Below are 24,628 nucleotides of genomic sequence, written 5' to 3' on the forward strand. Positions count from 1 at the left end.
GGCCGGCGCTACGGCAAGGTGACCCCGACCGCTGCCGCCGCGGCACGGACCTGTGTCGGCCAGTTGATGTTGCCCGGGTCCTTGCCGCTGGCCATGCCCATCAAGTACGCAGGCTCCGACGCGATGTTGCGGAAGCCGCGCGAAACACCCGGCGGAATCGTCACCGTGTCCCAGGCTTCGAGCACGACGCTGCGCTCGCCGGTCGGGCCCCAGAAGATCTCCCACCGCCCCGACAGCGCGACGAACACTTCCTGCGTCAGGTGGTTGTGCAGCGGCGCCGACTTGCCGGGTTCACAGCAGACGATGTTGAGGTGAAAGCCTTCGGCCGCGAGGGGCGCCGCGGGCTGCGTGCCGAGCACCCGGTAAGTCGTCCGCTCGCAACCCGGGATGGACGCATCGACGTAGTCCGTCGTGGGCTGTAGCGAATGGAATCGCGCGACGCGGGCCTGCATCTCTTCGACGGTGGGGTTGGCGTCAGTGATCGGGGCAGTGGGCGGCATGGGCGGCTCCGCGGTCGTGGGTCACGCAGTCTTCCATTCTTCCCCCTCGAAATCCAGCGACCCCGTCACCCCGCGCCCGTCCGCTTCAGGCGTGCACGCAGGACGCGGCCCCGCTCATTCGATCTTGATGCCGCGCTCCTTCACCAGCTTCGACCACTTCGCGCTTTCGCTGTCGATGAATGCCGCGAACTCGGCCGCGGTGCCGCCGCCGACTTCGTTGCTCTGCGACAGGATGCGCTCCTTGACCTCCGCATGGTCGATCGCCTTGACGAACGCAGCCTGGAGCTTGGCGACGATGGTGGGCGGCGTGCCCTTCGGTGCGATGTAGCCCATCCAGTTGGAGACCAGCACCTGCGGATAGCCGGCTTCCGCGAAGGTGGGTACGTCGGGCATGGTGGAGAGGCGCTTGGCCGAGGTCACGGCGATCGGGCGGATCTTGCCGGCCTGGATCGCCGGGATCGCCGCGCCGGTCTGTTCGAACATCAGGTCGACCTGGCCGGCCAGCAGCGCGGTCGAAGCGGGGCCGCCGCCCTTGAAAGGCACGCCGACCATGTCGATGCCCGCCGCGCTTTCGAACAGCTCCGCGGACAGGTGGTGTGCGCCACCAGGGCCGGCGTTCGCGATGTTGAGCGCGCCGGGCTTGGCCCTGGCGGCGGTGACCACATCCTTGACGGTCTTGTAGGGCTTGTCGGTCGGCGTGGTGAGCACCAGCGGGCTCTTCTCCAGCAGCACGATGGGCACGAAGCTCTTCGGGTCGAAATTGACCTTCGGATAGATCGAGGGGTTGACGGCCAGCGGGCCAAAGCTGCCCATGCCAATCGTGTAGCCATCCGGCGCGGCGCGGCCGAGCATCTCGATGCCGATGTTGCCGCTGGCGCCGGGGCGGTTGTCGATGATCACGGGCTTGCCGAGGATGGAGGCGAGTTGCAGGGCCACCAGGCGTGTCTTGACGTCCGTGTTTCCGCCGGCGGCGAAGGGGACGATGATGGTGATGGCCTTGTTGGGGTAGTCCTGCTGGGCCAGCGCGGGTGCGGCGCAGAGGCCGGTGGCTGCGACCAAAAGGGCGAGCAGTGCGTTGCGTCGAATGATTTGCGTCATGGTTTGTCTCCTGGATTGCGTTGAGTGAAAGAGGGGGTGGTTCAGATGGCGCGGGCCGCCGGGTCGATGGCCGCGCGGTCGACGGGGGGCGCCACGGATGCGCCCTCGATCCCATGGCGAGCCAATGCCGCGGCAACGAAGCCGCTGGCCTTCATCTCCTCGACGTAGGCGCTGAGGAACGCGGCGGCCTCGTCGCCACGGCTGCGCGGCGTGCCCATGGCCTGCTGGATGACCATGAAGCGACCGTCGAGCAGGCGGAGTCCGCCCAGTCGCGCCGCGTCCGCCTCGAGTTGCTGCCTCACGCCGGCCGCCACGTCCGCCCGTTGCACGACAAAGGTGTCGACCACCGTCGGCGAGGTTTGCGAGCGGACTATGTGCGCATGCCGCAGTTCGCGCGAGAGGAACAGGTCGTAGGCGCTGCCCTTGCCGACCACGACGAGCCGGCCTTCGCGGTCCACCTCGTCGTTGCTGCGGATCGGCGAATCCTCGCGCACGAGGTAGCTGCCTTCGATCAGCACATAGGCGGCTGTAAAGGCGATGTGCACGCCGCGCTGCAGGTCGATGGCGAAGAAGCCGATGTCGGCGCGCTCGTCGGCGACCGCCTCGACCGACTTGCCTGCCGCATCGAAGACGACGAGTTCAAGTTCGACGCCGAGCCGGGCCGCGAAGCCACGGGCCAGGTCGACGGAGACACCGCGTGGAAGTCCGGTCGCGGGGTCCTTGTTGGCCAGGATCGGATTGCCGAGGTTGATGGACGCACGCAGCCGGCCGGTGGGTGCGAATGCGGAGACGAGGTGGGGATCGATGGTCATGGGATTCGGAATGGGTGGGTCAAGCACGGGCAGTCGCGGCATGCGCCCCGTCTGTTCCGCAATGGTCTTTTTCAGGATGGAAGGGATCACGCCGCCGTCGCGCAGCAGCCTGGCTTCCAGTTGCGTTTCGATGGCAGCGATGGCGCGCAGCGGCTCGACCTGGTCAACGTTGGATGTGTGGGACGCAGGCGCGGGGGAAATGCCACTGATGCAGGCGTTTGATGGGCTCGTTGTGCGCGTGGGCATCACGAACATGCCATTGGCGCTTCGCAACGTTGCCTTCCGGACCTGCGATCGGTGGACCTCGGAAGCCCTGCGCTTCAGATCATTCCAGCTTTGGCCATGGTCGCACGCAGGCTCGCAAATTCGTCTTCGACAAACTTTCCGAACTCGTCCCCGGTCAGCAAGGCCGGTGTCCAGCCGTTCTGCTCCACGGCCTGCTGCCAAGCGCGCGTCTTGGTCGCCTTCACGATGCCGTCTATCAGTGCCTTGCGCTGGTCTGGGGTGATGTCGGGAGCGCCGTGTACGCCGCGCCAGTTCCCGATCACGACGTTCAGGCCTTGCTCCTTCAGCGTCGGCGCGTCGATGCCCTTGAGGCGAGTATCGGAAGTCACCGCGATGGCCCTCATCTTGCCGGCCTTGATGTACTCGCCGAATTCGGTGTAGCCGCTGCCGCCCACCGTGACGTTGCCACCGAGGATCGAGGACACTGCTTCGCCGCCGCCGCGGAAGGCCACGTAGTTGACCTTGGTGGGATCGACTCCAGCCTCCCGCGCAATCATCACCGCAGCGATGTGCTCGGTCGTACCGCGCGAGCCGCCGCCCCACTTCACGCTGCCGGGGTCCTTCTTCATCTGCTCGACCACGTCCTTCATCGTCTTGAACGGTGAGGAGGTTGGCAGCACGAACACCTGGTACTCGCTCATGAGCCGGACCAGCGGCGTGGCAGCCTGCAACTGGGACGCCTGCTTGCTGGCAATGATGCCACCCACCATCGTCGCGCCCGTCATGATGATCGCGTTCGGATCGCGCTTGCTGCTGTTGACGAACTGCGCCAGACCGATGGTGCCGGAAGCCCCACCCTTGTTGTCGTAGCTCACCGACGAGGCGACCCCTGCCTCCTGCAGTGCCTTGCCAAGTGCGCGACCGGTGGCGTCCCAACCACCTCCGGGGTTGGCAGGGATCATCGTCTTGATGTCGGCGGCTGCCCAGGCTGAAAAAGGGAGCGCGCCGGTGGCCGATAGCGCTGCGAGGGTTCTCAGGAATGTGCTGCGACGCATGGTGGTTCCTTGGGTTGATGGGTGAAAGAGAGCGCTGGTCGGCTTCTCAGTTTTCGGGGGTGATCTTTGCGGCTTCCACGATGCGCCCGTACTGCACCGACTCGGCCTTGATGAAGGCGCGGAACTGGTCGATGGTCATTGGCGCCGGCTCGCCGCCCTGGTCGTTCAACTTCTTTGCCAGGGCGGGGTCGCGGAGTGCCTGCGTCACGGCGGCGTTGAGCTTCTGTTGCACGTCGGCTGGCGTCTTGGCGGGCGCGAACAAGCCGAACCAGTTGTCCAGGTTGTAAGCGGCCATCGGCTTGTATTCGGCGATGGTCGGTATGTCGGGCGCAAAGCTGGCGCGCTTTGCCGACGTGACGGCGAGTGCCTTCAGGCGACCGCCCTTGATGAAAGGCGTGGCGCCGGCCATGCTGACGAAGCTCAGATCGACATTGCCGCCGGCCACGTCCACCAACTGGCCGGCCGAGCCCTTGTACGGAATGTGATTCATCTGGATGCCCGCCAGCGAAGCGAACAACTCGCCATTCAGGTGCTGCGGGTTGCCCACCCCGCTCGTCGCATACGACAGCTTGCCCGGGTTCTTCTTCGCGTAGGCAATGAGCTCTTCGACGTTCTTGACGGGCAACGACGGGTTGGCAACCAGGACGTTCGGCACACGCGTGACCAGCGTGATCGGCGCCAGGTCCTTCTCGGGCGCGTACTGCATGCGTCCCTTGTAGACAAATGGGTTGATCGCCGTCTCACCGGCCGACCCGAGCAGAAGCGTGTAGCCATCGGGTGCGGCCTTGACCACTGCCTGCGCTCCGAGCATGCCGCTGGCGCCGGGCTTGTTGTCGATCACGATCGTCTGCTTGAGCGTGGTGCGCAACTGTTCGGCCAGCAGGCGCGCGATGTTGTCCACGCCGCCGCCGGCAGAGAACGGGACCACGATCGTGATCGTCTTGGCGGGGTAGTCTTGCGCGGCAGCGATGCCGCCCGTCAGCAAACCTGCACCCGCAATCAGCGCAGACAGGATCACGCGGCTTCGGCGATGCGGCAGGGGGTTGGAGCGGGATACGGCCGTCTGAACAAGACCATGTCCGGCTGTTGCCGGGGCCGGAACGAGCAATGCATTGTGTCGATTCGTATTCATGTGAGTCTCCGGAAAGTTGTGGTTCAAAGAGGGATACAGGGCGCGATGTCGATGACGGCCATGGCCATGGGTAAAGTTGGTTTCCGAGACCGTCAAGCAACCGTGGGCGCTTGGGGCGTGCTGCCCGTCTGTTCCGCAATGGTCTTTTTCAGGATGGAAGGGATGACGCCGCCGTCGCGCAGCAATGCGGCTTCCAGTTGCGTTTCGATGGCGGCAATGGCGCGCAGCGGCTCGACCCGGCCATCGGCCCGGATGACGCGCACGCTGATCTCGCAGCGCGGTGCGATACGCGCGGCATTCGCGTCGATCTCGATGCGGTCGCCCGGCTTCAAGGCCAGCGTTTGCGGCGTGACGCATTCGGGCAGGCGCAGCGGAAGAATGCCCATGCCGATGAGGTTGGAGCGGTGGATGCGCTCGAAGCTGACCGCCAGCACCGCGCGGATGCCCAGCAGCCGCTGCCCCTTGGCGGCCCAGTCGCGCGACGAGCCCGTGCCATAGCGCTCACCGGCGACGAGCACCACCGGATCGCCTGCGTCGCGATAGCGCTGCGCCACATCCCAGATCGGTTGCACGTCACCACTGGGCACATGCAGTGTGTGGGCCACGGGCATGCCGGGTCTCAGCAGGTTGACCAGCGACTTGCTGTGGAAGGCGGCACGCATCATCACCTCCCAGTTGCCGCGCCGGGAGGCGAAGACGTTGAGGTCGTGGCGGTCGTCGCCGCGGGCCACGAGGAAGTCCGCGACCAGGCTGTCGGGCGGGATGGCGCTGGCCGGCGAGATGTGGTCGGTCGTGATGTCGTCACCGACCACCAGCAGCGGATACGCGCTGTAGCGGCCCAACTGGCTGCCCTCGGTGGTCGACGCAAAAGGCGGACGACGCAGCGCGGTCGACTTGGGGTCCCAGGGGAACAGTGGGGTGTCCGGCGCGGGCAGCGCATGCCATGCGGGGTTGCGGGTGGCGATACGGAAGGCGCGGCCGAAGTCCGCCGGGTCCGCGCCCAACGCGAGATGCGCAGCGACCTCTTCGCGCGTCGGCCACAGGTCCTTGAGGAAGATCGCCTTGCCTTCGTGCGTGGTCTGCACCGGCTCGCGGCTCAGGTCGCGCTCGGCATCGCCAGCGAGTGCAAAGGCGATCACCAGCGGCGGCGACATCAGGAAGCCCAGGTCCAGGTCGGGATGCACGCGGCCCGGGAAGTTGCGATTGCCGGACAGCGCGGCCACGGGGTGGATGCTGGCGGCCGCCATCGCATTGCGAATGACCTCCGGAAGCTGGCCGGAGTTGCCGATGCAGGTGGTGCAGCCGAAGCCCACGATGTCGAAGCCGACCGCCGACAAATCATCCGTCAGGCCAGCGCGCGCCAGATAGTCCGCAGCGGCCGGCGAACCCGGGCCGAGCGACGTCTTGACCCAGTGCGGCACCTTCAGCCCGAGCCGTCGCGCCTTGCGTGCGACCAGTCCGGCGGCGATCAGCAATGCGGGGTCGGAGGTGTTGGTGCAACTCGTGATTGCGGCGATGGCCACCGGGAAGCGGGGCATGTCCTTGTCCGCAGCTTTCGGCGTGAAGTTCAAGGCCGCGAGAGTCTCGCGAGCGTGCGAATAGTCCAGCAGATCCTGCGGCCGCCGGGGCCCGGCAATGTGCATGCCCACCGCAGACAGGTCCACGTCGATCGTGCGCGAATAGCGCGGCTCCGCGCCAGGCTCGAACCAGATGCCGACACGCCGTGCATAGGCTTCCACCCGTGCGATGGCCTTGGCGCTGCGCCCCGTCGACTTCAGGTAGTCCAGCGTCTGCTCGTCGATGGGGAAGTAGCCCGTGGTCGCCCCGTACTCCGGCGCCATGTTCGCGACCACCGATCGCTCGCCCGCGCTCAACGTCGACACGCCCGGCCCGAAGAACTCGACGAACTCGCCGGAGACGCCGATATCCCGCAGCCGCTGCGTCACCGTCAATGCCAGGTCGGTGGCCAGCGCACCGGGCTTCAATGCGCCGGTGAGTCGCACGCCAACGACTTCAGGGATGCGCAGCATGGTCGGCATGCCGAACATCACCGTCTGCGCCTCCAGCCCGCCCACGCCCCAGCCCAGCACGCCGATGCCATTGACCATCGGCGTGTGGCTGTCGGTGCCGATCATCATGTCGGGCACGACCCACAGCACCCCGTCGCGCTCCTGCGTGGTGACGACGGTCGCCAGCTGCTCCAGGTTGATGGTGTGCATGATCCCGGTGCCGGGCGGGTTGACGTTGACGCCGCGCAGGGACTTCGACGCCCACTTCAAGAACCGATAGCGCTCCTCGTTGCGGCGAATCTCGTGGCTCAGGTTCAGCTCCGGCGCATCCGGTCGCGCGTAGGCCTCGACGGCGAGCGAGTGGTCTACCGACACCTCGACCGGCAGCCCGGGGTTCAGCACCGATGGATCGACGCCGGCCTCTTCCAGCGCATTGCGCATCGCGGCAATGTCCACCAGTGCCGGCGTGCTGGTCGTGTCGTGCATCAGCACACGGCCGGGCTGGAAGGCGATTTCTGCATCGCTGGTGCCGCGTTCGAGCCAACCGAAGAGGGCCGCGACGGCGGCTGTCCGCTCGGCGCCGCCCGTGTTGCGGATCACGTTCTCGAGCAACAGGCGCAGCACGACCGGAAGGCGATGGAGTTCGTCGCCGAAGAGCGCTGGCATGTCGACCAGCGCGGCGCTGGTGCCATCGATGTCAAGGTGACCGACGGGGAAGTCTTGTGTGCGGTTCATGGCTGCCACCTCAAGCCGGCACGGCCTTGGCGACCTCGGGCTGGTCGTACTGCACCCGCATGAAGAGCGTCATGAGGAAGGCGATCACCAGCAACGCGCTGAGGAAGGCCAGCGCACCGGTGGCACTGCTCGACGTGCCCTTGACCACACCAATCATGTAGGGCCCCGCGAAGCCGCCCAGGTTGCCGATCGAATTGATCACCGCGATGGACACCGCGGCCGTCGAACGCGAAAGGAACAGCGTCGGCAAGGCCCAGAACGGCGACTTGAAGGCATAGAGCCCCGACAACGCAACACTGATCAAGCCCACCGCGAGCACCATGTTCTGCGTGTAGCCGGCCGCCATCAGCGCTGCCGCGGCAACGCCCAGCGGAATGGCCGAATGCAGCTTGCGCTCGTTGAGGCGATCCGAGCGGCGCGACCACACCACCATCGCCGCGGTGGCAAGGATGTAGGGCAGCATCGCGATCAGACCGATCTGCGTGTGCGTCAGCGAGCCCGACAAGCCCTTGATGATCTGCGGCATCCAGTAGCCCACGCCGAGGCTGCCGCACTGGTACACGAAGTAGATGAACGAGAGGTAGAGCACCTTGCGGTTCTTCATCGCCTCGAACACGCCCAGGTGCTTGACGTTCTTGCGCGACTTGCGGTCACGCTCCAGTTCGGCCAGCAGCCAGTCCTTTTCTTCCTGCGTGAGGAAGCGCGCGTCCTGCGGCTTGTCGGTGAGGCGGAAGAAGCAGACCACGCCGAAGATCACCGCCGGCAGCCCTTCCAGGAACAGCATCCAGCGCCAGCCGCTCCAGTCGAGCCAGTGGATGTTGTCCATGATCCAGGTGCTCATCGGCGCGCCGATGATGTACGACACCGGAATGGCCGCGGTGAACAGCGCTACCGTCGTGGCCAGCTCCTTCGAGCGGAACCAGTAGGTGAGGTAGACGATGATGCCCGGGAAGAAGCCCGCCTCCGCCACGCCGAGCAAGAAGCGCAGGATGTAGAGCTGCGTCGCGTTCTGCACGAAGGCCGACAGGGTCGCCAGCACGCCCCATGAGACCAGGATGCGCGCAATCCAGACCCGTGCGCCGTACTTGTTGAGCATCACGTTGCTCGGCACTTCGAACAGGAAGTAGCCGATGAAGAAGATGCCGGAGATGAAGCCGAAGGCCTCGCTGGTCAGCGCGAGTTCGGCATTCATCTGCAGGGCCGCGTAGCCGATGTTGGCCCGGTCCAGGTACGAGATGATGTAGAGCAGGAAAACGAAAGGAATGATCCGCCAGGTGATCTTGCGGACGATGGCTTTCTCGCGGACTTCGTCGATGGCTTGCATGCGTGTCTCCGTCACCGGTCAACGCCGGCAATCTGTGAATCGGGAATGTGTTCCTGCTGCGCTGGTTGTCTGGGCGCAGCAAGCAGGAATGAGTCAGCTTGAAAAGACCATGCAGACCGGGCTGCCGCACTTCACCGATTGGCCGGTGGGCGCGAGTCGGCCGGTGGAGCCGTCGACGGCAAGGCTGACGATGGTGTCGCTGTCCTCGTTCAGCGCGTAGACGAGGCGCCCGTCGGGTGCGAGCGTGAAGAAGCGCGGCGTGTGGCCACCGGTCTTGTCCGCGCCTTCGAACGCGAGCATGCCGCTGGCGGGGTCGATGCGGAACACGGCGATGCTGTCGTGGCCGCGGTTCGATGCGTAGACCGTGCGACCGCTCGGGTCGACGGCGATGCCCGCGGCGCGGCTGTTGCCGGTGAAGGTGGCGGGCAAGGACGACAGGATCTGCAGGGCTTCCAGTTGACCGGTGTCGGCGCTGAAACGATAGGTCGTGACGGTCGAGTCGAGCTCGTTGACGACGTACGCGAAAGGCTTGCTCGGGTGGAAAGCGAGATGGCGCGGGCCGGCGCCTTCACGCGCGACCACGTCGGGCTTCGATGCCGGCGACAGCACGCCACCCTCGAAGCGGAAGCTGAAGACCCGGTCCAGGCCCTTGTCCGGTACCACGACGAAGCGGCCCGATGGGTCGAAGGGGTTGAAGTGCGGCTTCGCCTGCTTCTGCTCGACACGGTGCGGTCCGATGGCGCCGGTCAGCGGCACGAGCTGCGTCAGCGCGCCCAGCGAACCATCGGCCGCCACCGGCAGTACGGCGAGGCTGGAGCCGATATGGTTGGTCACGACCAGGAAGCGACCGGTCGGGTCCAGCGCCAGGTGCACGGGGTTCTTGCCTTGCGTGCCCTGCCGGTTGATGAAGCGCAGTTGCCCGCTGGCCTTGTCGACCTTGAAGGCGCTGACCTCGGTTTCGTCGCCGTGCACCGTGTAGAGGAATTCGCCGTCGCGGCTCAGCACGAGGTAGGACGGGTTGACCAGGTCCTTCACGAGCTGGACGAGCTGCAAGGAGCCGTCGCGTGGATCGACCTGGAAGACACTGATGCCGTCGCCACGCGCATTGCGTTCGCGCGTGGTGCGGCTTCCGACGTAGGCGTACATGGCTTGACCTCTGGCTGATGGGGAAGATGGGGATGCGGGTGACGGGGTGGCGGCATGCGATGCGCTGCGCACGCCAAGCCACCCGAGAAGAGCCACGCCGCCCAATGCGGCCGTGCCCTTCAGAATGTTGCGCCGGTCGGTGCCGGCTTCCTTCGTTGTGGAAGGTTTCACTGCTTGTCTCCTGGTTCATCGCGTCGAGTTTTCAGACGCTGCGAGGACTGATCCAGTCCATGGAACCAATGCTAGGGAGGCAGTGCTTTCTTGAAAATTGAATGATTGCCAAGCGAGCGTTCGTCAAACGAGAACGCTCGCGGGAGGTCAGCCCGGTGTGGCAGGCGCGCGCAGGTGATCGATCAAGGCGCGTGTGGTGAAGGGCATGCTGTCGAGATCCCGCACCGCCATGACGATCTGCCGCTCCGCCCACGCATCCTTCAACTTGACCACCTGCAGGCGACCGAGCGTCTGGTGCGCCTCCAGCACCGGCTCCGGCAGCAACGCGATGCCCAGCCCGGCCTGGACCAGCATGCCCATGCATTCGAAGCTGCTGACCTGGATGCGCGGCTCGATCGTCTTGCCCGCCGCCTGCGCGGCCTGGGTCATCAGCGCCCACAGCGAGCTTTCCGCATGCGGCGCGACGAAATCGCAGCCCAGCGCGTCCGCGAAATGCATCGACTTGCGCCGCGCCAGGGCATGCGTGCGCGGCACGCCCAGCGCCAGGCGATCGCTGTGGTACGGGAGCGATGCCAGCCCGCGCAAGGGCGTGTGATCGCCCAGGATGCCGATGTCGGCCGAGCCATCCGCCACCGCACGCACGATCGCCGCGCCGGTGCGTTCCTCGATCTGCAGGCGGATCATCGGGTAGCGCTCCAGGAAGCCCTGCAGTTCGGGCGGCAGGAATTCGACCAGCGCCGAGGTGCTGGCATGCAGCCGGACCACGCCCTTGAGCCCACCCGCGTACTCGCTCAATTCGCCACGCATGCGGTGCATCAACTGGAACACCTGCCGCGCGTAGTGCAGCATCGATTGCCCGGCCGGCGTGAGGCTCACGCCGCGCGCATGGCGCTGCAGCAGCGGCGCACCGGCCAATCCTTCCAGCTCGGTGATGCGCTTGCTGATCGCCGACACCGCCAGGTGCTGCTGCTCGGCGGCACGCGTCAGGTTCGCCGTCTCCGCGACGGCGACAAAGATCTCGAGGCTGGTGAGGTCGTAGCGCATGATGGTTCGGTCCGGGTCGGGCTTGCGGATCGACAGTGTGCGGCTTTTGCGAGCATTGGCACGCGACATCGCTGAATGAAGGCGCGCCCAGTCTGCGTCGTTGTGCTGCGCGAGTTGCGCCACCCCCGGTCCCCGCGGGGCATCAACCTCCGACGACGCGCATCCCGAACAGGACGATCACGGCCACGGCCAGCACCACTGTCGTCGCCTGCCAGAAGCGCACCGGGTTCCGCTCGATCAGCGGCATCGGCCTGGCGCGCATGAACTCCGGCCCCGGCGCGCGCAGGTCATGCGCCAGTTCGCTCACCGCCTGCTGCCGCTTCACTGGATCCGGATGCAGCGCCTTCTGCAGCACCGCATCGAGCCAAGCCGGCAACTCGGGCCGGAAGTGGCGCACCGGCACATAGCGCAGCCTGTTCACGTCCGCTGGCGACCGGATGCGCGCGGCGTCCAGGCCGTAGGGCAGTTGGCCGGTCAACATGCGATACGCGATGACGGCAAGCGAGAACAGCTCGGAACGCACGGTGCCGCCCCGCCCGATGAAGTACTCCGGCGCCGTGTATTGCAAGGTGCCGGCGATGGCGAGTGCCCGCCGCTCGCCTGTGCCCTCGGCGAGGCCCGCGACATGCGTGGACGCCAGGTCGATGATCTTGACGGTGCCGGCGCGGTCGATCATCACGTTCTCCGGCCGGATGTCCTGGTGCAGCATCTCGCGGCGATGCAAGGCCTGCAGTCCCATGGCCAGCTGCTCGACGATGCCGCGCACGCTGTCCAGGCTGGGACGTGGATGGTCGACCATCCATTGCGCCAGCGTCTGGCCGTCGACATATTCCATCGCGACATACAGATGGCTGCGCGGCCGGTCGACGGGGCTCGCCTTGAGCACATGCGGGCTGTCGACGCGGCGCGCCACCCATTCTTCGAGCATGAAGCGGTCGAGGTAGTCGGCGTCATCGCGCAGGTCGACGGAAGGCAGCTTCAGCACGACCTGCTGGCCGGTGGCGTCGTCCACGGCGAGGTGCACGTGGCTGCGCGCACTCACCTGCAGTTCGCGCACGAGCGTGAAGCCTTCGAAGCTGGCACGCGGTGCGAGCGGGGGCGAAATGGCGAGCTTGTCGCGTTGCATCGGCAACGGCGGTGCATGGACCGCTGGCAGTTCATCGATGCGAAGCAGCTGCACGGTCGCATCGTCTTGCGAACCGCGGGCCTTGGCACCGGTCGCGAGCAGCCGTGCCGCTTCCTCGAAGTCACCGCTGGCCTGCGCCACTGCGGCATGCACTGCCTCCGCATCGAGGTGCGTGTACGCGCCATCGGTGGCCAGCAGGTAGACCTCGCCGGCTTCGGCTTCCCAATGGTCGTAGTCGATCTCGACGCGCGAGTCCGCGCCCAATGCGCGACCAAGGTACGACTCCGCCGAAGACAGATGGACTCGGTGGTCTTCCGTGAGCTGTTCGAGCGCATGCGCATGCACCCGGTAGATGCGCGAGTCGCCGACGTGCAGCATGTGCACGTCGCGACCCTTGAGGACCAGCGCGCTGAAGGTGCAGACGTAGCCGCTGTCCTTGTCGAAGCGCGCGTCGCTGCGCATCGTCTGCGCATGCAGCCAGGAGTTGGTCGCGCCCAGCACGCGCTGCGCCGCGCGCCGCACCGACCACGCCTCCGACGTGGCGTAGTAATCGTCCAGAAAGCCGCGCACCGCGGCAGCACTCGCTACCTGGCTGACGCGGCTGGAACCGATGCCATCGGCAATCGCCACCGCGATGCCCTTGGAAATGCGTGCCAGCCCTTGCGGCAGCATCGCGCCATGGAAGTCCTGGTTGATCCCCTCGGCACCGGGCAGCGAGTGCTGGCCCAACGTCACGCGAAGCGCTTTGCGCGAGCCGCTTCCAGATGGCTCATGGCGCAAAAGGCGTGAAGATTTCGTAGCGAGGGCGCCGAGGTCGGGTTGAGGAGCGGAACCGCACTCCCGTGCGGTGAGCACCACAGACCCGAGATCGGTGGCCGCAGTAGAAAGCTTCACGCCTTTTCAGGTGAGGGCGCGCTTCGGGGCCGTCTTGTAGTGCGTCGCGTACAGCGTGAGGCCCACGAAGCTCAGCCCACCAACCAGGTTGCCCAGCACCGTCGGGATCTCGTTCCAGATCAGGTAGTCCATCAGTGTGAAGTTGCCGCCGAGCATCAGGCCGGTGGGGAACAGGAACATGTTGACGATCGAGTGTTCGAAGCCCATGTAGAAGAAGATCATCACGGGCATCCACATGCCGATGGCCTTGCCCGACACGCTGGTCGACATCAGTGCGGCGACCACGCCCGTCGACACCATCCAGTTGCACATCACGCCGCGGATGAACAGCGTCAGCATGCCGGCCGCGCCGTGCGACGAATAGCCCACGGTGCGGCCTTCGCCGATGTGGCCCAGCTTCTGGCCGATGGCGTTGGGCGCCTCGCTGAAGCCGAAGGTGAAGATGATGGCCATGAACACGGCCACCGTCAGCGCGCCGGCGAAGTTGCCGCAGAACACCAGGCTCCAGTTGCGCATCACACCCTTCCAGGTGGCGCCGGGGCGCTTGTCGAGCACGGCCAAAGGGGCCAGCGTGAACACGCCCGTCAGCAGATCGAAGCCCATCAGGTACAGCATGATGAAACCGACCGGGAAGAGCATCGCGCCGACCAGCGCGTTGCCGGTGTTGACGGTGATGGTCACGGCGAAGGCAGCCGCCAGCGCAAGGATGGCGCCGGCCATGTAAGAGCGGATGAGCGTGTCGCGCGTGGACATCAGGAGCTTGGATTCGCCGGCGTCGACCATCTTGGTGACGAATTCGGCAGGTGCGAGGTAGGCCATGGGGTTCCTTGGGGATCTGAAATTAAAAAGGATTCAGGACAGCGCGACGTGCACGCGGCCTTCGTGAACGCGCACCGCATGCGCGCGCACCGAGTGCTCAGGCGCTTCGAGGCATTCGCCGCTGCGCAGGTCGAAGTGGTTCTTGTACAGCGGCGAGGCGACGACGATGCGCTCGCCCAGGCTGCCGACCAGGCCGCGCGACAGCACGCTGGCCTTGGACTTCGGATCGACGTTGTCGATGGCGAAGAACTGCTGCGCGCCGGCCACGTTGAAGATCGCGACATGCACGCCGTCGACGAGCGCGCAGACGCCGGTGTCGGGCAGGATGTCGGTGGCTGCGCACACAGCCGTCCAATGAAGGGTTTCGGTGGTCATGGGGCTGTCCTCAGGCGGTTTCGAGATCGTTGGCGGTTTGGTCGCGCTGCGCACCGCGCGCCGGCCGGATCTGGCCGCGCTCTTCGACGAACACGATGTGCTCGTCCGGCTTCTCGCTGTTGACGAAGGAGCGGAAGCGCTGGCGCGTGGCCGGATCGTTCACCGCGGTCTTCCACTCGCATTGGTAGGTGCTTACGACGTGCTGCATCTGCGCTTCGAGTTCGGCGCCGAGGCCCAGCGTGTCGTTGATCAGCACGCCCTTGAGGTAGTCGAGCCCACCCTCCAGGCTTTCGCGCCAGGTGCTGGTGCGCTGCAGGCGATCGGCCGTGCGCACATAGAACATCAGGAAGCGATCGACCAGCTTGATGAGTTCTTGCTTCGACAGGTCGGAAGCGATGAGCTCGGCATGGCGCGGCTTCATGCCCCCGTTGCCGCACACATAGAGATTCCAGCCCTTCTCGGTGGCGATCACGCCCACGTCCTTGCTCTGCGCCTCGGCACACTCACGCGTGCAGCCCGAGACACCGAACTTGATCTTGTGCGGCGTGCGCAGGCCCTTGTAGCGGTTCTCCAGTTCGATCGCCATGCCCATGCTGTCGTCGACGCCATAGCGGCACCAGGTCGAGCCGACGCAACTCTTGACCGTGCGCAGCGACTTGCCATACGCATGCCCCGACTCGAAGCCTGCGGCAATCAGCTCTTCCCAGATCGCAGGCAGTTGCTCGACGCGCGCACCGAACAGGTCCACGCGCTGCCCGCCGGTGATCTTGGTGTACAGCCCGTACTTCTTCGCGACCTGCCCCACCGCGATCAGGCCATCGGCCGAGACCTCGCCGCCCGGCATGCGCGGCACCACCGAGTACGAGCCGTCCTTCTGGATGTTGCCCAGGAAGTAGTCGTTGCTGTCCTGCAGGCTGGCCAGGTCCTTCTTGAGCACGAAGTCGTTCCAGCACGAGGCGAAGATGCTGGCGGCAGTCGGCTTGCAGATGTCGCAGCCAAGGCCCTTGCCGTGCCTGGCGAGCAGGTCGCCGAAGGTTTTGATCTCGCCCACGCGGACCAGGTGGAACAACTCCTGGCGCGAATAGGGGAAGTGCTCGCACAAATGGTTGTTGACCGCCATTCCGCGCTTGCTCATCTCCATCTTCATGACCTGCGTGACCAGCGGCACGCAGCCGCCGCACGATGCGCCGGCCTTGGTGCAAGCCTTGAGGTCGGCCACGGTGCAGGCGCCCTCGCCGACCGCTGCGCAAAGCTGCCCCTTGCTCACGTTGTTGCAAGAGCAGATCTGCGCCGTGTCGGGCAGCGCTTCCACGCCTATGCCGGGCCGCGCCTTGCCGTCGCTCGAAGGCAGGATCAGGAACTCCGGGTCTTCCGGCAAGGCGATGCCGTTGAGCGCCAGTTGCAACAGGTTGCCGTATTCGCTGGCATCTCCAACCAGCACGGCACCCAACAGTTGCTTGCCATCTTCGCTGACGACGATCTTCTTGTAGATCTGCTTGTGCTCATTGACGTACTGGTAAGCGCGCGACTTGGGCGTCTTGCCGTGCGCGTCGCCGATGCTGGCCACGTCGACGCCCATCAGCTTGAGCTTGGTGCTCATGTCGGCGCCTGTGAATGCCGCATCGTCCTGCCCGGCGATGTGCTTTGCGGCCACGCGGGCCATGTCGTAGCCCGGTGCGACAAGCCCGAAGGTCTGGTCGTTCCACGCCGCGCATTCGCCGATCGCGTAGACGTTGCGGTCGCTGGTGCGGCAATGCGAATCCACCGCGATGCCGCCGCGCGCGCCCACAGCCAGCAGGCTCTGGCGCGCCAGCTCGTCGCGCGGGCGGATGCCGGCGGAGAACACGATCATGTCGGTCTCCAGGTGCGTGCCATCGGCGAACACCATGCGGTGCCGAGCGGTCGCACCGTCGACGATCTCCACCGTGTTGCGGCCGGTGTGAACATGCAGGCCCAGCGCCTCGATGCTGTTGCGCAGTGCGCGCCCGCCACCTTCATCGACCTGCACGGCCATCAGGCGCGGCGCGAACTCGACCACGTGCGTCTCCAGGCCCATGTCGCGCAAGGCCTTGGCGCATTCCAGGCCCAGCAGACCGCCGCCCACGACCACGCCGGTCTTGGAGCGCGCGCCGCAGGCCTTCATGGCCTCCAGGTCCTCGATGGTGCGATAGACGAAGCAGTTGGCCCTGTCGCGCCCCGGCACCGGCGGCACGAAGGGCGAGGAGCCCGTGGCCAGCACCAGCTTGTCGTAGTGCACCACTTCGCCGTCGGCGGTGGTGATGGTGTTGTTGCGGCGCTCGATGGCCACGGCCTTGGCAGCCAGGCGCAGCGTGAAGCCGCTGCGCTCGAAGAAGCCGGGCTCGACCAGCGAGAGGTCTTCCGCCGTCTTGCCCGAGAAGAACTCGGAGAGGTGCACCCGGTCATAGGCCGGGCGCGGCTCTTCACAGAGCACCGTGACCTCGGCCTGCGCGACGTCGAGCTCGTGGAGTTGCTCGAGGAACTTGTGGCCCACCATGCCGTGGCCAATCACTGCGATTTTCATTTCGGATCCTGCACACGCAGCCGATGCCGTGCGGGTGCAGACCACTGGCTGCTGCTGTCTGGGACGACAGCTGCCGTGGGCCCCCGCGTGGAACGGACGCGAATCGGGTTGGAACAGACGGACTGCCAGCGTCATTGCTGTCAGTCCGCTCGGATCCCGCCGTCATTAGCGGAGGCACTGGAACCCTGCGGCAACGGTGCCGGCAGGTCAGTACAGGGGAGTGAGCAACATCCGTGCCGGCTCTGGATGCCTGAAATGACCGCCCACTGCCACTTGAATCGGCCTGCGTGCGCGCATCTGGTGCGATCAGGCATGGCAGGCGCACCGAAGTGGGACCGCCGCCGCTGAAGCTCCCGGCGTGCAACGGATGGTAGGGGCGCCGCCGCGTCGTTGTTGATCGCATGGCTGGTCGGCAATTCGAGCACCGACAAATTCAGTGGGGCCGTCTTTTCACGTCAAAGGGCGGCGCCTCACATGTCGATCGCCTCGATGCCGTTCCTGCGCAACGCGTCGTCCGGCCCTTGCGCGCATTGCCTTAAAGTGAAGTCCCCCATCACCGCATGCCAAAACCTGGAGCAGCATTCTTGGACCTCCGCGACCTCCAGTACTTCGAAGTCATCGCCGAGCTTGAGCACATGGGGCGCGCAGCGGAGCGCCTTCATCGCACGCAACCCGCCTTGACGAGCTGCGTGCGCAGGCTGGAGGAAGCCTGCGGCGCCGCGCTGTTCGAGAAGACCGGCCGCGGCATCCGGCTCACCGCCGCCGGCAAGGCGCTGCTCAAGTGGGCGCAGCGCACGCGCTTCGACGTGGAGAGCGCGCGGCGCGAGATCGGCGACATCGGCCGCGGGCTCACCGGCAACATCAAGGTCGGCATCGTGCCGACCGCCGCACAATTCCTGCTGCCACCCGCCGCGCGCGACCTGATGCGCGAGGCGCCCGGCGTCACCCTGCGCACCACCGTCGCGCTGGTCGACGTGCTGAAGCCGCTGCTGCGCGCGGGCGACATCGACCTGATGGTCGGCACCGAGGGCGCGACCGAATCGGGCTTTGCCTCGCAGTACCTGGCCGAGGACGTGATCGTGGTCGCCGCGAACGACAAGCATCCCATCTTCGACAAGCCCAAGCCTGGACTGAAGGACCTCGCTGCCTATCGATGGGTGCTGCAGCCGCCCGGTGCGCCGACCCGCGACTGGCTCGACCAGACCTTCGACCGCAACCGCATCGCACGTCCCGTGGTGCAGGTGGAAAGCACCATGCTGCTGATGCTGCCCTCCTTGATCGGCGAGACCGGCCTCCTGAGCTTCATCTCGCGGCTGCACCTGCAAGCTGGACAATCCGGCGCCGCGCTGCGCGAAGTGAAGCTGCCCGCCACGACGATGCGCCGCCGCATGGTCGTGACCTATCGCGACAGCGGCTACATCTCGCCGGCCGCGCAAAGGCTGATCGATCTGCTGGCGAAGTACGCCGACGGAGCGCCGGGATAGCCACAGATCACGCCCGCACCCAGCAAGACGCAGCATCCACATCCTTGCCGGGATCCGCGGCCTTGAACCCGCTCGGATAGCACTCACGCCGCAGACGAAGTACTAAGCATCGCCGCGAACCTTGAGCGCAAGTTCAACCGCGGAATCGATGGCGGCGGCAGCGGGCCGTCCAAGGCGCTGGAATTCTTTCTCGGCGAGACCCATCCAGTGCAACGCTGGCCAGTTCTTGAGCATCTCCAGATAGAGCGCCTTCGCGTCGCCGCCCGTGTCTGCAATGGGAAGGACCGGCTTTTTCATCATCAGGGCCCTCTTGCCGATCTCCTTGGTTCCGCCGAGGCCCCCAAGCAGGATCACCACGCTGGCACGTCGGACCGGCTCGTCATATTCGTCGCGCCCCTTCTTCACGAAGACAAGTTGACCGGCCGGAAACGCAGGTTCATCCGTCTCCAACACCACCTGGACGAGGGCATCCTCCAGCGGCGCGTCCAACGCTTGCAAGGCTTGCGCGAAGCTGCGAGCGACCCACGCATCGACCCCCGGCCAACCACCGGTCACGATGCCGCACCGTGCCGGCGCCAGCTTGGCGCCCAATGCCCCGGACAGGTCCTCGAGTTCCTTCGAGAAGCCTCTGGAGGCCCCCGTGCCCGCGACGAGCACCCACTGCTCGGGCGTGCCATAGGCTGTCGAGGGCGCAGGCTGCCCGGATTCCAGGTTCTTGACGGCCACCGTGGTCGCGATCGACGGCTGCGCTCGCTTCAGTAGGTGCTTGGTGATCTGTTCGAGCGCGCCCTGGTAAGCACCGTCATCGCGACAATCCACCCACAAGCGAGCCTGCATGTAGGGCGGCAAGGCCACCGATGGAATGCCCTGGCGCACCACGCAGAAGAAGCGCCCCCGCGCTGGCGTCGAGTTGAGAATCTCGGCCGTCACGATCGACTGCTCATAGCCGACGCCGCCAAGTCGCTCATTGGTCTTTCGCGCAAACTCTTCGGTGCAGACGAGCATGACGAAGTCTGCCTCCTTGATGCCCCGGTCCATGAAGTGAGTGACGTCGTCGCCGAGGTCCAGTACGAATTGATCCAGCCAGACAGTCACGCCGCTGCGCCGCAGATCCTCCCCCAGTCGGCGTACCCAGGACCGGTGCTCGGGACTGCCCCAGGAGTAGCTGATGAATAGCGTCGGCATGGCAAGGATCCTTCCGTGTGGAACCAAGAGATCGGCGGGATGCATTGTTCCGCGTGTCTGCTGGCGATACCAGCCACCTGATACCCCAAGCGCAATCTATCGATCTTCAAAAACTATCGATTGGACTGAATAGGCCGTCCGTCGAATACTTGGCTCCATCGAACGCACCGCCAGCAATCACGCAGGACGGGCAAAACAGGAGACAAGTTCATGCAACACCGCGCCTTCACGGCTTCGCGCCGCACCCTCGGCATCGCCGCCCTCTCGCTCGTCGCCAGCGCCACGCTCCTGGCACACGCCCCGGCATCGGCCCAGGCGGCATGGCCGTCGCGGCCGATCAAGCTGATCGTCCCCTTCCCCGCCGGCGGCGGCACCGACCTGATCGCACGTGAAGTCGCGAACAAGGTCGCCACCAGCAACGGCTGGTCGATCATCATCGACAACAAGCCGGGCTCCGGCGGCAACCTCGGCGTCGACGCCGCGGCCAAGGCGCCCGCCGACGGGTACACGCTGGTACTGGGCCAGACCAGCAACCTGGCGATCAACCCCACGCTCTACCCCAAGCTGCCCTACAACCCCGAGAAGGACCTGACCCCGGTCGTGCCCGTCGCCAGCGCACCGCTGCTGCTCGTGGTCGCCGCCGACTCGCCCTACAAGACGCTCGCCGACGTGGTGGCTGCCGCCAAGGCCAAGCCGGAGTCGCTGAACTACGCCAGCTCCGGCAGCGGCACGGTGGCGCATCTCGCGACCGAGTTGTTTCAGAAGACCGCCGGCGTCAAGTTCACCCACGTTCCGTACAAGGGCGCGGCGCAAGGCTCGACCGACCTGATCGGCGGGCAACTGCAGATGTACATGTCTTCCGTTCCGACGCTGATCGGCTACGTCAAGAACGGGAAGATGCGCGCCATCGCCGTGACCTCGTCGAAGCGCACGGCCGACCTGCCGGCGGTGCCGACGATTGCCGAGTCTGGCTACAAGGGCTTCGAGGCGGTGACCTGGTTCGGCGTCGCTGGGCCTGCGGGCTTGCCGAAGGACATCGTTGCCAAGCTCAACGGCGCGTTCAACAAGGCACTGCAAGACCCCGAGGTCAAGAAGAAGCTGGCAAGCCAGGGCACCGATGCGCTGGGCGGCACGCCAGAGCAGTTCTCCAAGCTGGTCCATGACGACATCGGGCGCTGGGGCGCGATCGTCAAGGAGTCGGGCGCCAAGGTCGACTGAAGCACACCCCCCAATCGCCGCTGCCTCTCATCCCGGCCCTCTTCCCGATTGGAAGAGGGAAGGACAAACACATCCCTCACCGAAAGAAAATCATGACGACAAACACCCTTCCCGACATCATTCGCGACTTCGAACGCGTCCCCGCTCACATCGTGGCGCAAGCCGCCGAGCTGCAGCCCGCCATCCTGGCCGACGTGGCCGGCCGCCGCGGCGCGGTGGATGGCCGCATCAAGGCGCTGCGCCCCCGCATGAAGCTGGCCGGCACGGCTTTCACGGTCGAAGTGCGCCCCGGCGACAACCTCATGATCCACGCGGCCATCGCGATGGCCAAGCCCGGCGACGTGCTCGTCATCGACGGCAAGGGCGACCAGACCTCGGCGCTCATGGGCACGATCATGATGACGGCCTGCCAGAAGCTCGGCATCGCCGGCGTGGTGATGGACGGCGCCTGCCGCGACAGCCTGGAGATCGACGAGATGGACTACCCGGTGTTCTCGGTCGGCACCAACCCCAACGGCCCGACCAAGAACATCGGCGGGCGCATCGGGCATCCGGTGTCGATCGGCGGCGTCACGGTGCATCCGGGTGACTTCGTGATCGGCGATGGCGATGGCGTCGTCGTCGTGGAGCGCGAGAAGATCGAGGGGCTGCTGCCGCTGGCCGCGAAGAAGGTCAAGGACGAAGCCGCCCGCATCGCGGCCATCAAGGGTGGTGAGACAGCAGCCAAGTGGCTGGACGCCGCACTCCGCGCGGCTGGCGTCCTGAAGGAAGGGGAAACGCTGTGAGCACAGTCCTCGTCACCGGCGCCGACCTCGCGCCCCAGGCACTCGCCCTGCTCGAAGGCCATGAAGTCATCTACGCGGGCAAGACGCCGACCGAAAGCGACCTGGTCGCACTGTGCGGCGCGCATGACCCGGTCGCCATCATCGTGCGCTACGGCAAGGTCGGCGCCACGGTGATGGACGCAGCACCATCGCTGCGCGTCATCTCCAAGCACGGCAGCGGCACCGACACCATCGACAAGGTGGCGGCACAGGCGCGCGGTATCGAGGTGGTCGCCGCTGCTGGCGCCAACGCCGCCGCGGTGGCCGAGCAGGCACTGGCCCTGCTGCTGGCCTGCGCCAAGTCGGTGGTCGCGCTGGACGCCCGCATGCATGCGGGCCACTGGGACAAGGCGACGCACAAGAGCCTCGAACTGGGCGGGCGCACGATCGGGCTGGTCGGCCTGGGCGCGATCGGATTGCGCTTCGCACGCATGGCCGATGCGCTCGGCATGCGGGTCATCGGCTTCGATCCGTTCGCACGCAACGTGCCGGCGTACGTCGAATGCGTGGACCTGCCGACGCTCTGGCGCGAGTCCGATGCGATCTCGCTGCACTGCCCGCTGACCGATGGCAACCGCGGCCTGCTCGACGCGGACACGCTCGCGCAGTGCAAGCGCGGCGTGATCGTGGTCAACACGGCGCGCGGCGGGCTGATCGACGAAGCCGCGCTGCTGGAGGCAGTGCGTTCGGGCCAGGTGGCCATGGCCGGGCTCGACAGCTTCGCGGTGGAACCGATGACCGCCGGCCACCCGTTCCAGGGCAACAAGAACTTCGTGCTGAGCCCGCACATCGGCGGCGTGACCAGCGATGCCTACGTGAACATGGGCGTCGCCGCGGCCACCAACCTGCTTCAAGTGCTGGCTCGCCAGCCTGCGGTGGCCGGTTGAGCGTCAGCAAAACAAGAAGGAGACATCCATGAAGCGTTCCCTCATTGCCGCATCGTTGGCAGGTGCGCTCGGCCTCGGGGGCGCGCTGCTTGCGCTTCCCACGCAGGCGCAACCGGCCTGGCCGGCCAAGCCGGTGCGCATCCTCGTCGGCTTCTCCGCCGGCGGCCCGACCGACGTCGTCGCGCGTGCCTTCGCCGAGCATGCGTCGCGCGCGCTGGGCCAGCCTTTCGTGGTGGACAACAAGCCCGGCGCCAACACCATCCTCGCGGCCGAGGCAGTCGCATCGGCGCCCGCAGACGGGTACACGCTGCTGCTGGGCGCCACCAACCACACGATGATCCCCGCGCTCTACAGCCAGCGCGTCAAGTTCGATGCGGTGCGCTCCTTCGCGCCGGTGTGCTCGGTGGCCGTCAGCCCGACGGTGCTGGTCGTCGGGCCGTCCATGCGGGTCAAGTCGCTTGGGGACTTCCTGAAGGAGGTCAAGGCCGCGCCGGGCCAGCGCACCTACGGCACGCCGGGCAGCGGCAGTTCCGGCCACTTCGCCTCCGCGCAGTTCACGCGACTGACCGGGACCTCGATGAACCACATTCCGTACAAGGGGGCTGCGCAGGCCACGAGCGACATGATGGGCGGGCAGGTCGACAGTTCCTTCGCGACGCTGGGCTCGGTGCTGCCGCAGGTGCAGGCCGGCAGGCTGACCGCGCTGGCCGTCGCTGCGCCGAAGCGCTCGGCCTTGCTTCCGGATGTGCCGACCTTCGAGGAGGCCGGCGTGAAGGGCTACTCCGCCGATGCCTGGTACGGCGTGCTCGCACCGGCGAACACACCCGCGCCGATCCTGGCCGTGCTGCGCCGCGTGGCCACCGAGTTCGCGCAGGCACCGGCCACGGCCGAGAAGCTGCGGCTGCTGGGCATGGAGCCTCGCAACGTCTGCGGCGACGCCTTCGGCGCGCAACTGGCGCGCGAGGTGAAGACCTACGGCGAACTCGCCCGCACGCTCGATCTCAAGCCGGAATGAGCGCCCGGCGCTCAGCAGACATCCCATCCATCCTTTCGGGAATTGATTTCATGAAGAACTTCCTCCGCGGCGTGCTCGCCGCATCTCTCCTGGCAGCCGCCTCCGTCCACGCCGCGTTCCCGGACCGGCCGATCACGCTGGTCGTGCCCTACGCCCCGGGCGGATCGGCCGACGCCCTGGCACGCGTGCTCGCGGTGCGCATGGGCGTGAAGCTCGGCACCAGCGTGATCGTCGACAACCGTCCCGGCGCGAGCGGCAACATCGGTGCGACCTATGCCGCCAAGGCCGCCGCCGACGGCTACACCGTGCTCTACGACGCCACGCCCTATTCCATCAACCCGCACCTGTTCCCGCGCATGCCCTTTGCGAGCAACGCGCTGCAGCCGCTGTCGCTGGTGTCGTTGGCGCCGAACATCATCATCGTCAAGGCCGATTCGCCGATCAAGGATGCCAAGGACCTGGTCGCGCGCGCCAAGGCCGCGCCCGGCAAGATGAACTACGCCTCCGGCGGCAGCGGCACGGTGCAGCGGCTGGCAGCGGAACTGATGCGCCAGAAGCTGGACCTCGACATGGTGCACGTGGGCTACAAGAGCGGCGGTCCGGCCATCGTCGACGTGACGGGCGGCCAGGTCGACTTCATGTTCAGCACCATCGCCGCGTCGTATCCGCTCGTGTCCTCCGGCAAGCTGCGCGCCTTGGCGGTGTCGTCGCCGGAGCGCTCCAAGCGCCTGCCGCAGGTGCCGACGCTGGCCGAGTCCATCGTGCCGGGCTACGAGGCCTTCGAATGGAACGGCATGATGCTGCCCGCCGGCACGCCCGAGCCGGTCGCCGCAAAGCTGCACAAGGCGCTGACCGACGTCCTGCAGGAAGACGAAGTGAAGCAGCGCTTCGCCGACGTGGGCGTGCAGCCGGTCGGATCCTCGCCCGCCGAGTTCGCGGCCTTCCTCAAGAAGGAAGACGCCAAGTGGGCGGAAGTGATTCGCAAGGGCAACATCAAGCTCGATTGAC

Annotated in this window: 20 protein-coding genes; 6 read left to right on the forward strand and 14 right to left on the reverse strand. The window is 66.4% G+C overall.

The annotated features are described in order from the left end of the window. Positions 1–8: 8 nt before the first annotated feature. The 13 genes from WKW82_RS32015 to nirB all read right to left on the reverse strand — a co-directional run bounded on the left by WKW82_RS32015 (position 9) and on the right by nirB (position 17,007). Positions 9–500: a cupin domain-containing protein gene (locus tag WKW82_RS32015; protein ID WP_340346878.1), complete on the reverse strand. Its 492-nt coding sequence runs from the start codon at positions 498–500 to the stop codon at positions 9–11. Between the two features lie 114 nt (positions 501–614). Beyond that, entirely contained in the window at positions 615–1,598 is a 984-nt protein-coding gene (locus WKW82_RS32020; RefSeq protein ID WP_340346880.1) for a Bug family tripartite tricarboxylate transporter substrate binding protein, read from the reverse strand. 41 nt (positions 1,599–1,639) lie between these two features. Then, positions 1,640–2,410, reverse strand: coding sequence for an ABC transporter substrate-binding protein (locus WKW82_RS32025; RefSeq protein WP_340346947.1), 771 nt, complete (start codon positions 2,408–2,410; stop codon positions 1,640–1,642). 320 nt (positions 2,411–2,730) lie between these two features. Further along, on the reverse strand, positions 2,731–3,690 hold the full coding sequence (locus WKW82_RS32030; RefSeq protein WP_340346882.1) for a Bug family tripartite tricarboxylate transporter substrate binding protein: 960 nt from the start codon (positions 3,688–3,690) through the stop codon (positions 2,731–2,733). Positions 3,691–3,736: 46 nt separating this feature from the next. Continuing rightward, positions 3,737–4,822 carry a Bug family tripartite tricarboxylate transporter substrate binding protein gene (locus tag WKW82_RS32035; RefSeq protein ID WP_340346883.1) on the reverse strand — a complete coding sequence of 362 codons (1,086 nt, stop codon included), beginning with the start codon at positions 4,820–4,822 and terminating at the stop codon, positions 3,737–3,739. Positions 4,823–4,914: 92 nt separating this feature from the next. Further along, positions 4,915–7,566: an aconitate hydratase AcnA gene (gene acnA / locus WKW82_RS32040; protein WP_340346885.1), complete on the reverse strand. Its 2,652-nt coding sequence runs from the start codon at positions 7,564–7,566 to the stop codon at positions 4,915–4,917. 10 nt (positions 7,567–7,576) lie between these two features. Beyond that, positions 7,577–8,890 carry an MFS transporter gene (locus WKW82_RS32045; RefSeq protein WP_340346886.1) on the reverse strand — a complete coding sequence of 438 codons (1,314 nt, stop codon included), beginning with the start codon at positions 8,888–8,890 and terminating at the stop codon, positions 7,577–7,579. A gap of 93 nt (positions 8,891–8,983) precedes the next feature. Beyond that, on the reverse strand, positions 8,984–10,036 hold the full coding sequence (locus tag WKW82_RS32050; RefSeq protein ID WP_340346948.1) for a lactonase family protein: 1,053 nt from the start codon (positions 10,034–10,036) through the stop codon (positions 8,984–8,986). Positions 10,037–10,354: 318 nt separating this feature from the next. After that, on the reverse strand, positions 10,355–11,251 hold the full coding sequence (locus tag WKW82_RS32055) for a LysR family transcriptional regulator (RefSeq protein ID WP_340346887.1): 897 nt from the start codon (positions 11,249–11,251) through the stop codon (positions 10,355–10,357). Between the two features lie 142 nt (positions 11,252–11,393). Continuing rightward, positions 11,394–13,112: a bifunctional protein-serine/threonine kinase/phosphatase gene (locus tag WKW82_RS32060; RefSeq protein ID WP_340346888.1), complete on the reverse strand. Its 1,719-nt coding sequence runs from the start codon at positions 13,110–13,112 to the stop codon at positions 11,394–11,396. Between the two features lie 165 nt (positions 13,113–13,277). Beyond that, entirely contained in the window at positions 13,278–14,090 is an 813-nt protein-coding gene (locus WKW82_RS32065) for a formate/nitrite transporter family protein (protein WP_340346889.1), read from the reverse strand. 33 nt (positions 14,091–14,123) lie between these two features. Next, positions 14,124–14,465, reverse strand: a complete 342-nt coding sequence (gene nirD, locus WKW82_RS32070; protein ID WP_340346891.1) for a nitrite reductase small subunit NirD — start codon at positions 14,463–14,465, stop codon at positions 14,124–14,126. Between the two features lie 10 nt (positions 14,466–14,475). Continuing rightward, positions 14,476–17,007: a nitrite reductase large subunit NirB gene (nirB, locus tag WKW82_RS32075; RefSeq protein ID WP_340346892.1), complete on the reverse strand. Its 2,532-nt coding sequence runs from the start codon at positions 17,005–17,007 to the stop codon at positions 14,476–14,478. Positions 17,008–17,591: 584 nt separating this feature from the next. On the opposite strand from nirB, the gene WKW82_RS32080 reads away from it, so the two are divergent. After that, a complete protein-coding gene (locus WKW82_RS32080) occupies positions 17,592–18,491 on the forward strand; it encodes a LysR family transcriptional regulator (RefSeq protein ID WP_340346894.1) in 900 nt (299 codons plus the stop codon). Between the two features lie 102 nt (positions 18,492–18,593). On the opposite strand, the gene WKW82_RS32085 is transcribed toward WKW82_RS32080, so the two are convergent. Continuing rightward, complete coding sequence (locus WKW82_RS32085) at positions 18,594–19,676, reverse strand: toll/interleukin-1 receptor domain-containing protein (RefSeq protein ID WP_340346895.1); 1,083 nt, start codon at positions 19,674–19,676, stop codon at positions 18,594–18,596. A 210-nt stretch (positions 19,677–19,886) separates the two neighbouring features. Between WKW82_RS32085 and WKW82_RS32090 the strand changes: the two genes are divergently transcribed. From WKW82_RS32090 to WKW82_RS32110, 5 genes are all read left to right on the forward strand, one after another. Beyond that, positions 19,887–20,894 (forward strand): Bug family tripartite tricarboxylate transporter substrate binding protein, encoded by a 1,008-nt coding sequence (locus tag WKW82_RS32090; RefSeq protein WP_340346896.1) that lies wholly within the window; start codon positions 19,887–19,889, stop codon positions 20,892–20,894. Between the two features lie 92 nt (positions 20,895–20,986). Then, complete coding sequence (locus tag WKW82_RS32095) at positions 20,987–21,679, forward strand: RraA family protein (protein WP_340346897.1); 693 nt, start codon at positions 20,987–20,989, stop codon at positions 21,677–21,679. Beyond that, positions 21,676–22,605, forward strand: coding sequence for an NAD(P)-dependent oxidoreductase (locus WKW82_RS32100; RefSeq protein WP_340346898.1), 930 nt, complete (start codon positions 21,676–21,678; stop codon positions 22,603–22,605). Before WKW82_RS32095 ends, WKW82_RS32100 begins: the two co-directional genes overlap by 4 nt. A gap of 28 nt (positions 22,606–22,633) precedes the next feature. After that, positions 22,634–23,620, forward strand: a complete 987-nt coding sequence (locus WKW82_RS32105) for a Bug family tripartite tricarboxylate transporter substrate binding protein (protein WP_340346900.1) — start codon at positions 22,634–22,636, stop codon at positions 23,618–23,620. A gap of 50 nt (positions 23,621–23,670) precedes the next feature. Then, complete coding sequence (locus WKW82_RS32110; RefSeq protein ID WP_340346901.1) at positions 23,671–24,627, forward strand: Bug family tripartite tricarboxylate transporter substrate binding protein; 957 nt, start codon at positions 23,671–23,673, stop codon at positions 24,625–24,627. The last annotated feature ends 1 nt before the right edge of the window (position 24,628 follow it).

The organism is Variovorax rhizosphaerae, assembly GCF_037889975.1.
GTDB lineage: Bacteria > Pseudomonadota > Gammaproteobacteria > Burkholderiales > Burkholderiaceae_C > Variovorax > Variovorax rhizosphaerae.

Coding starts and splice junctions, on each gene's coding strand:
- WKW82_RS32020 (WP_340346880.1), bottom strand. CDS start 1,598: ATGACGCAAATCATTCGACGCAACGCACTGCTCGCCCTTTTGGTCGCA.
- WKW82_RS32090 (WP_340346896.1), top strand. CDS start 19,887: ATGCAACACCGCGCCTTCACGGCTTCGCGCCGCACCCTCGGCATCGCC.
- nirD (WP_340346891.1), bottom strand. CDS start 14,465: ATGACCACCGAAACCCTTCATTGGACGGCTGTGTGCGCAGCCACCGAC.
- WKW82_RS32110 (WP_340346901.1), top strand. CDS start 23,671: ATGAAGAACTTCCTCCGCGGCGTGCTCGCCGCATCTCTCCTGGCAGCC.
- WKW82_RS32105 (WP_340346900.1), top strand. CDS start 22,634: ATGAAGCGTTCCCTCATTGCCGCATCGTTGGCAGGTGCGCTCGGCCTC.
- WKW82_RS32025 (WP_340346947.1), bottom strand. CDS start 2,410: ATGACCATCGATCCCCACCTCGTCTCCGCATTCGCACCCACCGGCCGG.
- WKW82_RS32065 (WP_340346889.1), bottom strand. CDS start 14,090: ATGGCCTACCTCGCACCTGCCGAATTCGTCACCAAGATGGTCGACGCC.
- WKW82_RS32095 (WP_340346897.1), top strand. CDS start 20,987: ATGACGACAAACACCCTTCCCGACATCATTCGCGACTTCGAACGCGTC.
- nirB (WP_340346892.1), bottom strand. CDS start 17,007: ATGAAAATCGCAGTGATTGGCCACGGCATGGTGGGCCACAAGTTCCTC.
- WKW82_RS32035 (WP_340346883.1), bottom strand. CDS start 4,822: ATGAATACGAATCGACACAATGCATTGCTCGTTCCGGCCCCGGCAACA.
- WKW82_RS32045 (WP_340346886.1), bottom strand. CDS start 8,890: ATGCAAGCCATCGACGAAGTCCGCGAGAAAGCCATCGTCCGCAAGATC.
- acnA (WP_340346885.1), bottom strand. CDS start 7,566: ATGAACCGCACACAAGACTTCCCCGTCGGTCACCTTGACATCGATGGC.
- WKW82_RS32055 (WP_340346887.1), bottom strand. CDS start 11,251: ATGCGCTACGACCTCACCAGCCTCGAGATCTTTGTCGCCGTCGCGGAG.
- WKW82_RS32015 (WP_340346878.1), bottom strand. CDS start 500: ATGCCGCCCACTGCCCCGATCACTGACGCCAACCCCACCGTCGAAGAG.
- WKW82_RS32085 (WP_340346895.1), bottom strand. CDS start 19,676: ATGCCGACGCTATTCATCAGCTACTCCTGGGGCAGTCCCGAGCACCGG.
- WKW82_RS32030 (WP_340346882.1), bottom strand. CDS start 3,690: ATGCGTCGCAGCACATTCCTGAGAACCCTCGCAGCGCTATCGGCCACC.
- WKW82_RS32050 (WP_340346948.1), bottom strand. CDS start 10,036: ATGTACGCCTACGTCGGAAGCCGCACCACGCGCGAACGCAATGCGCGT.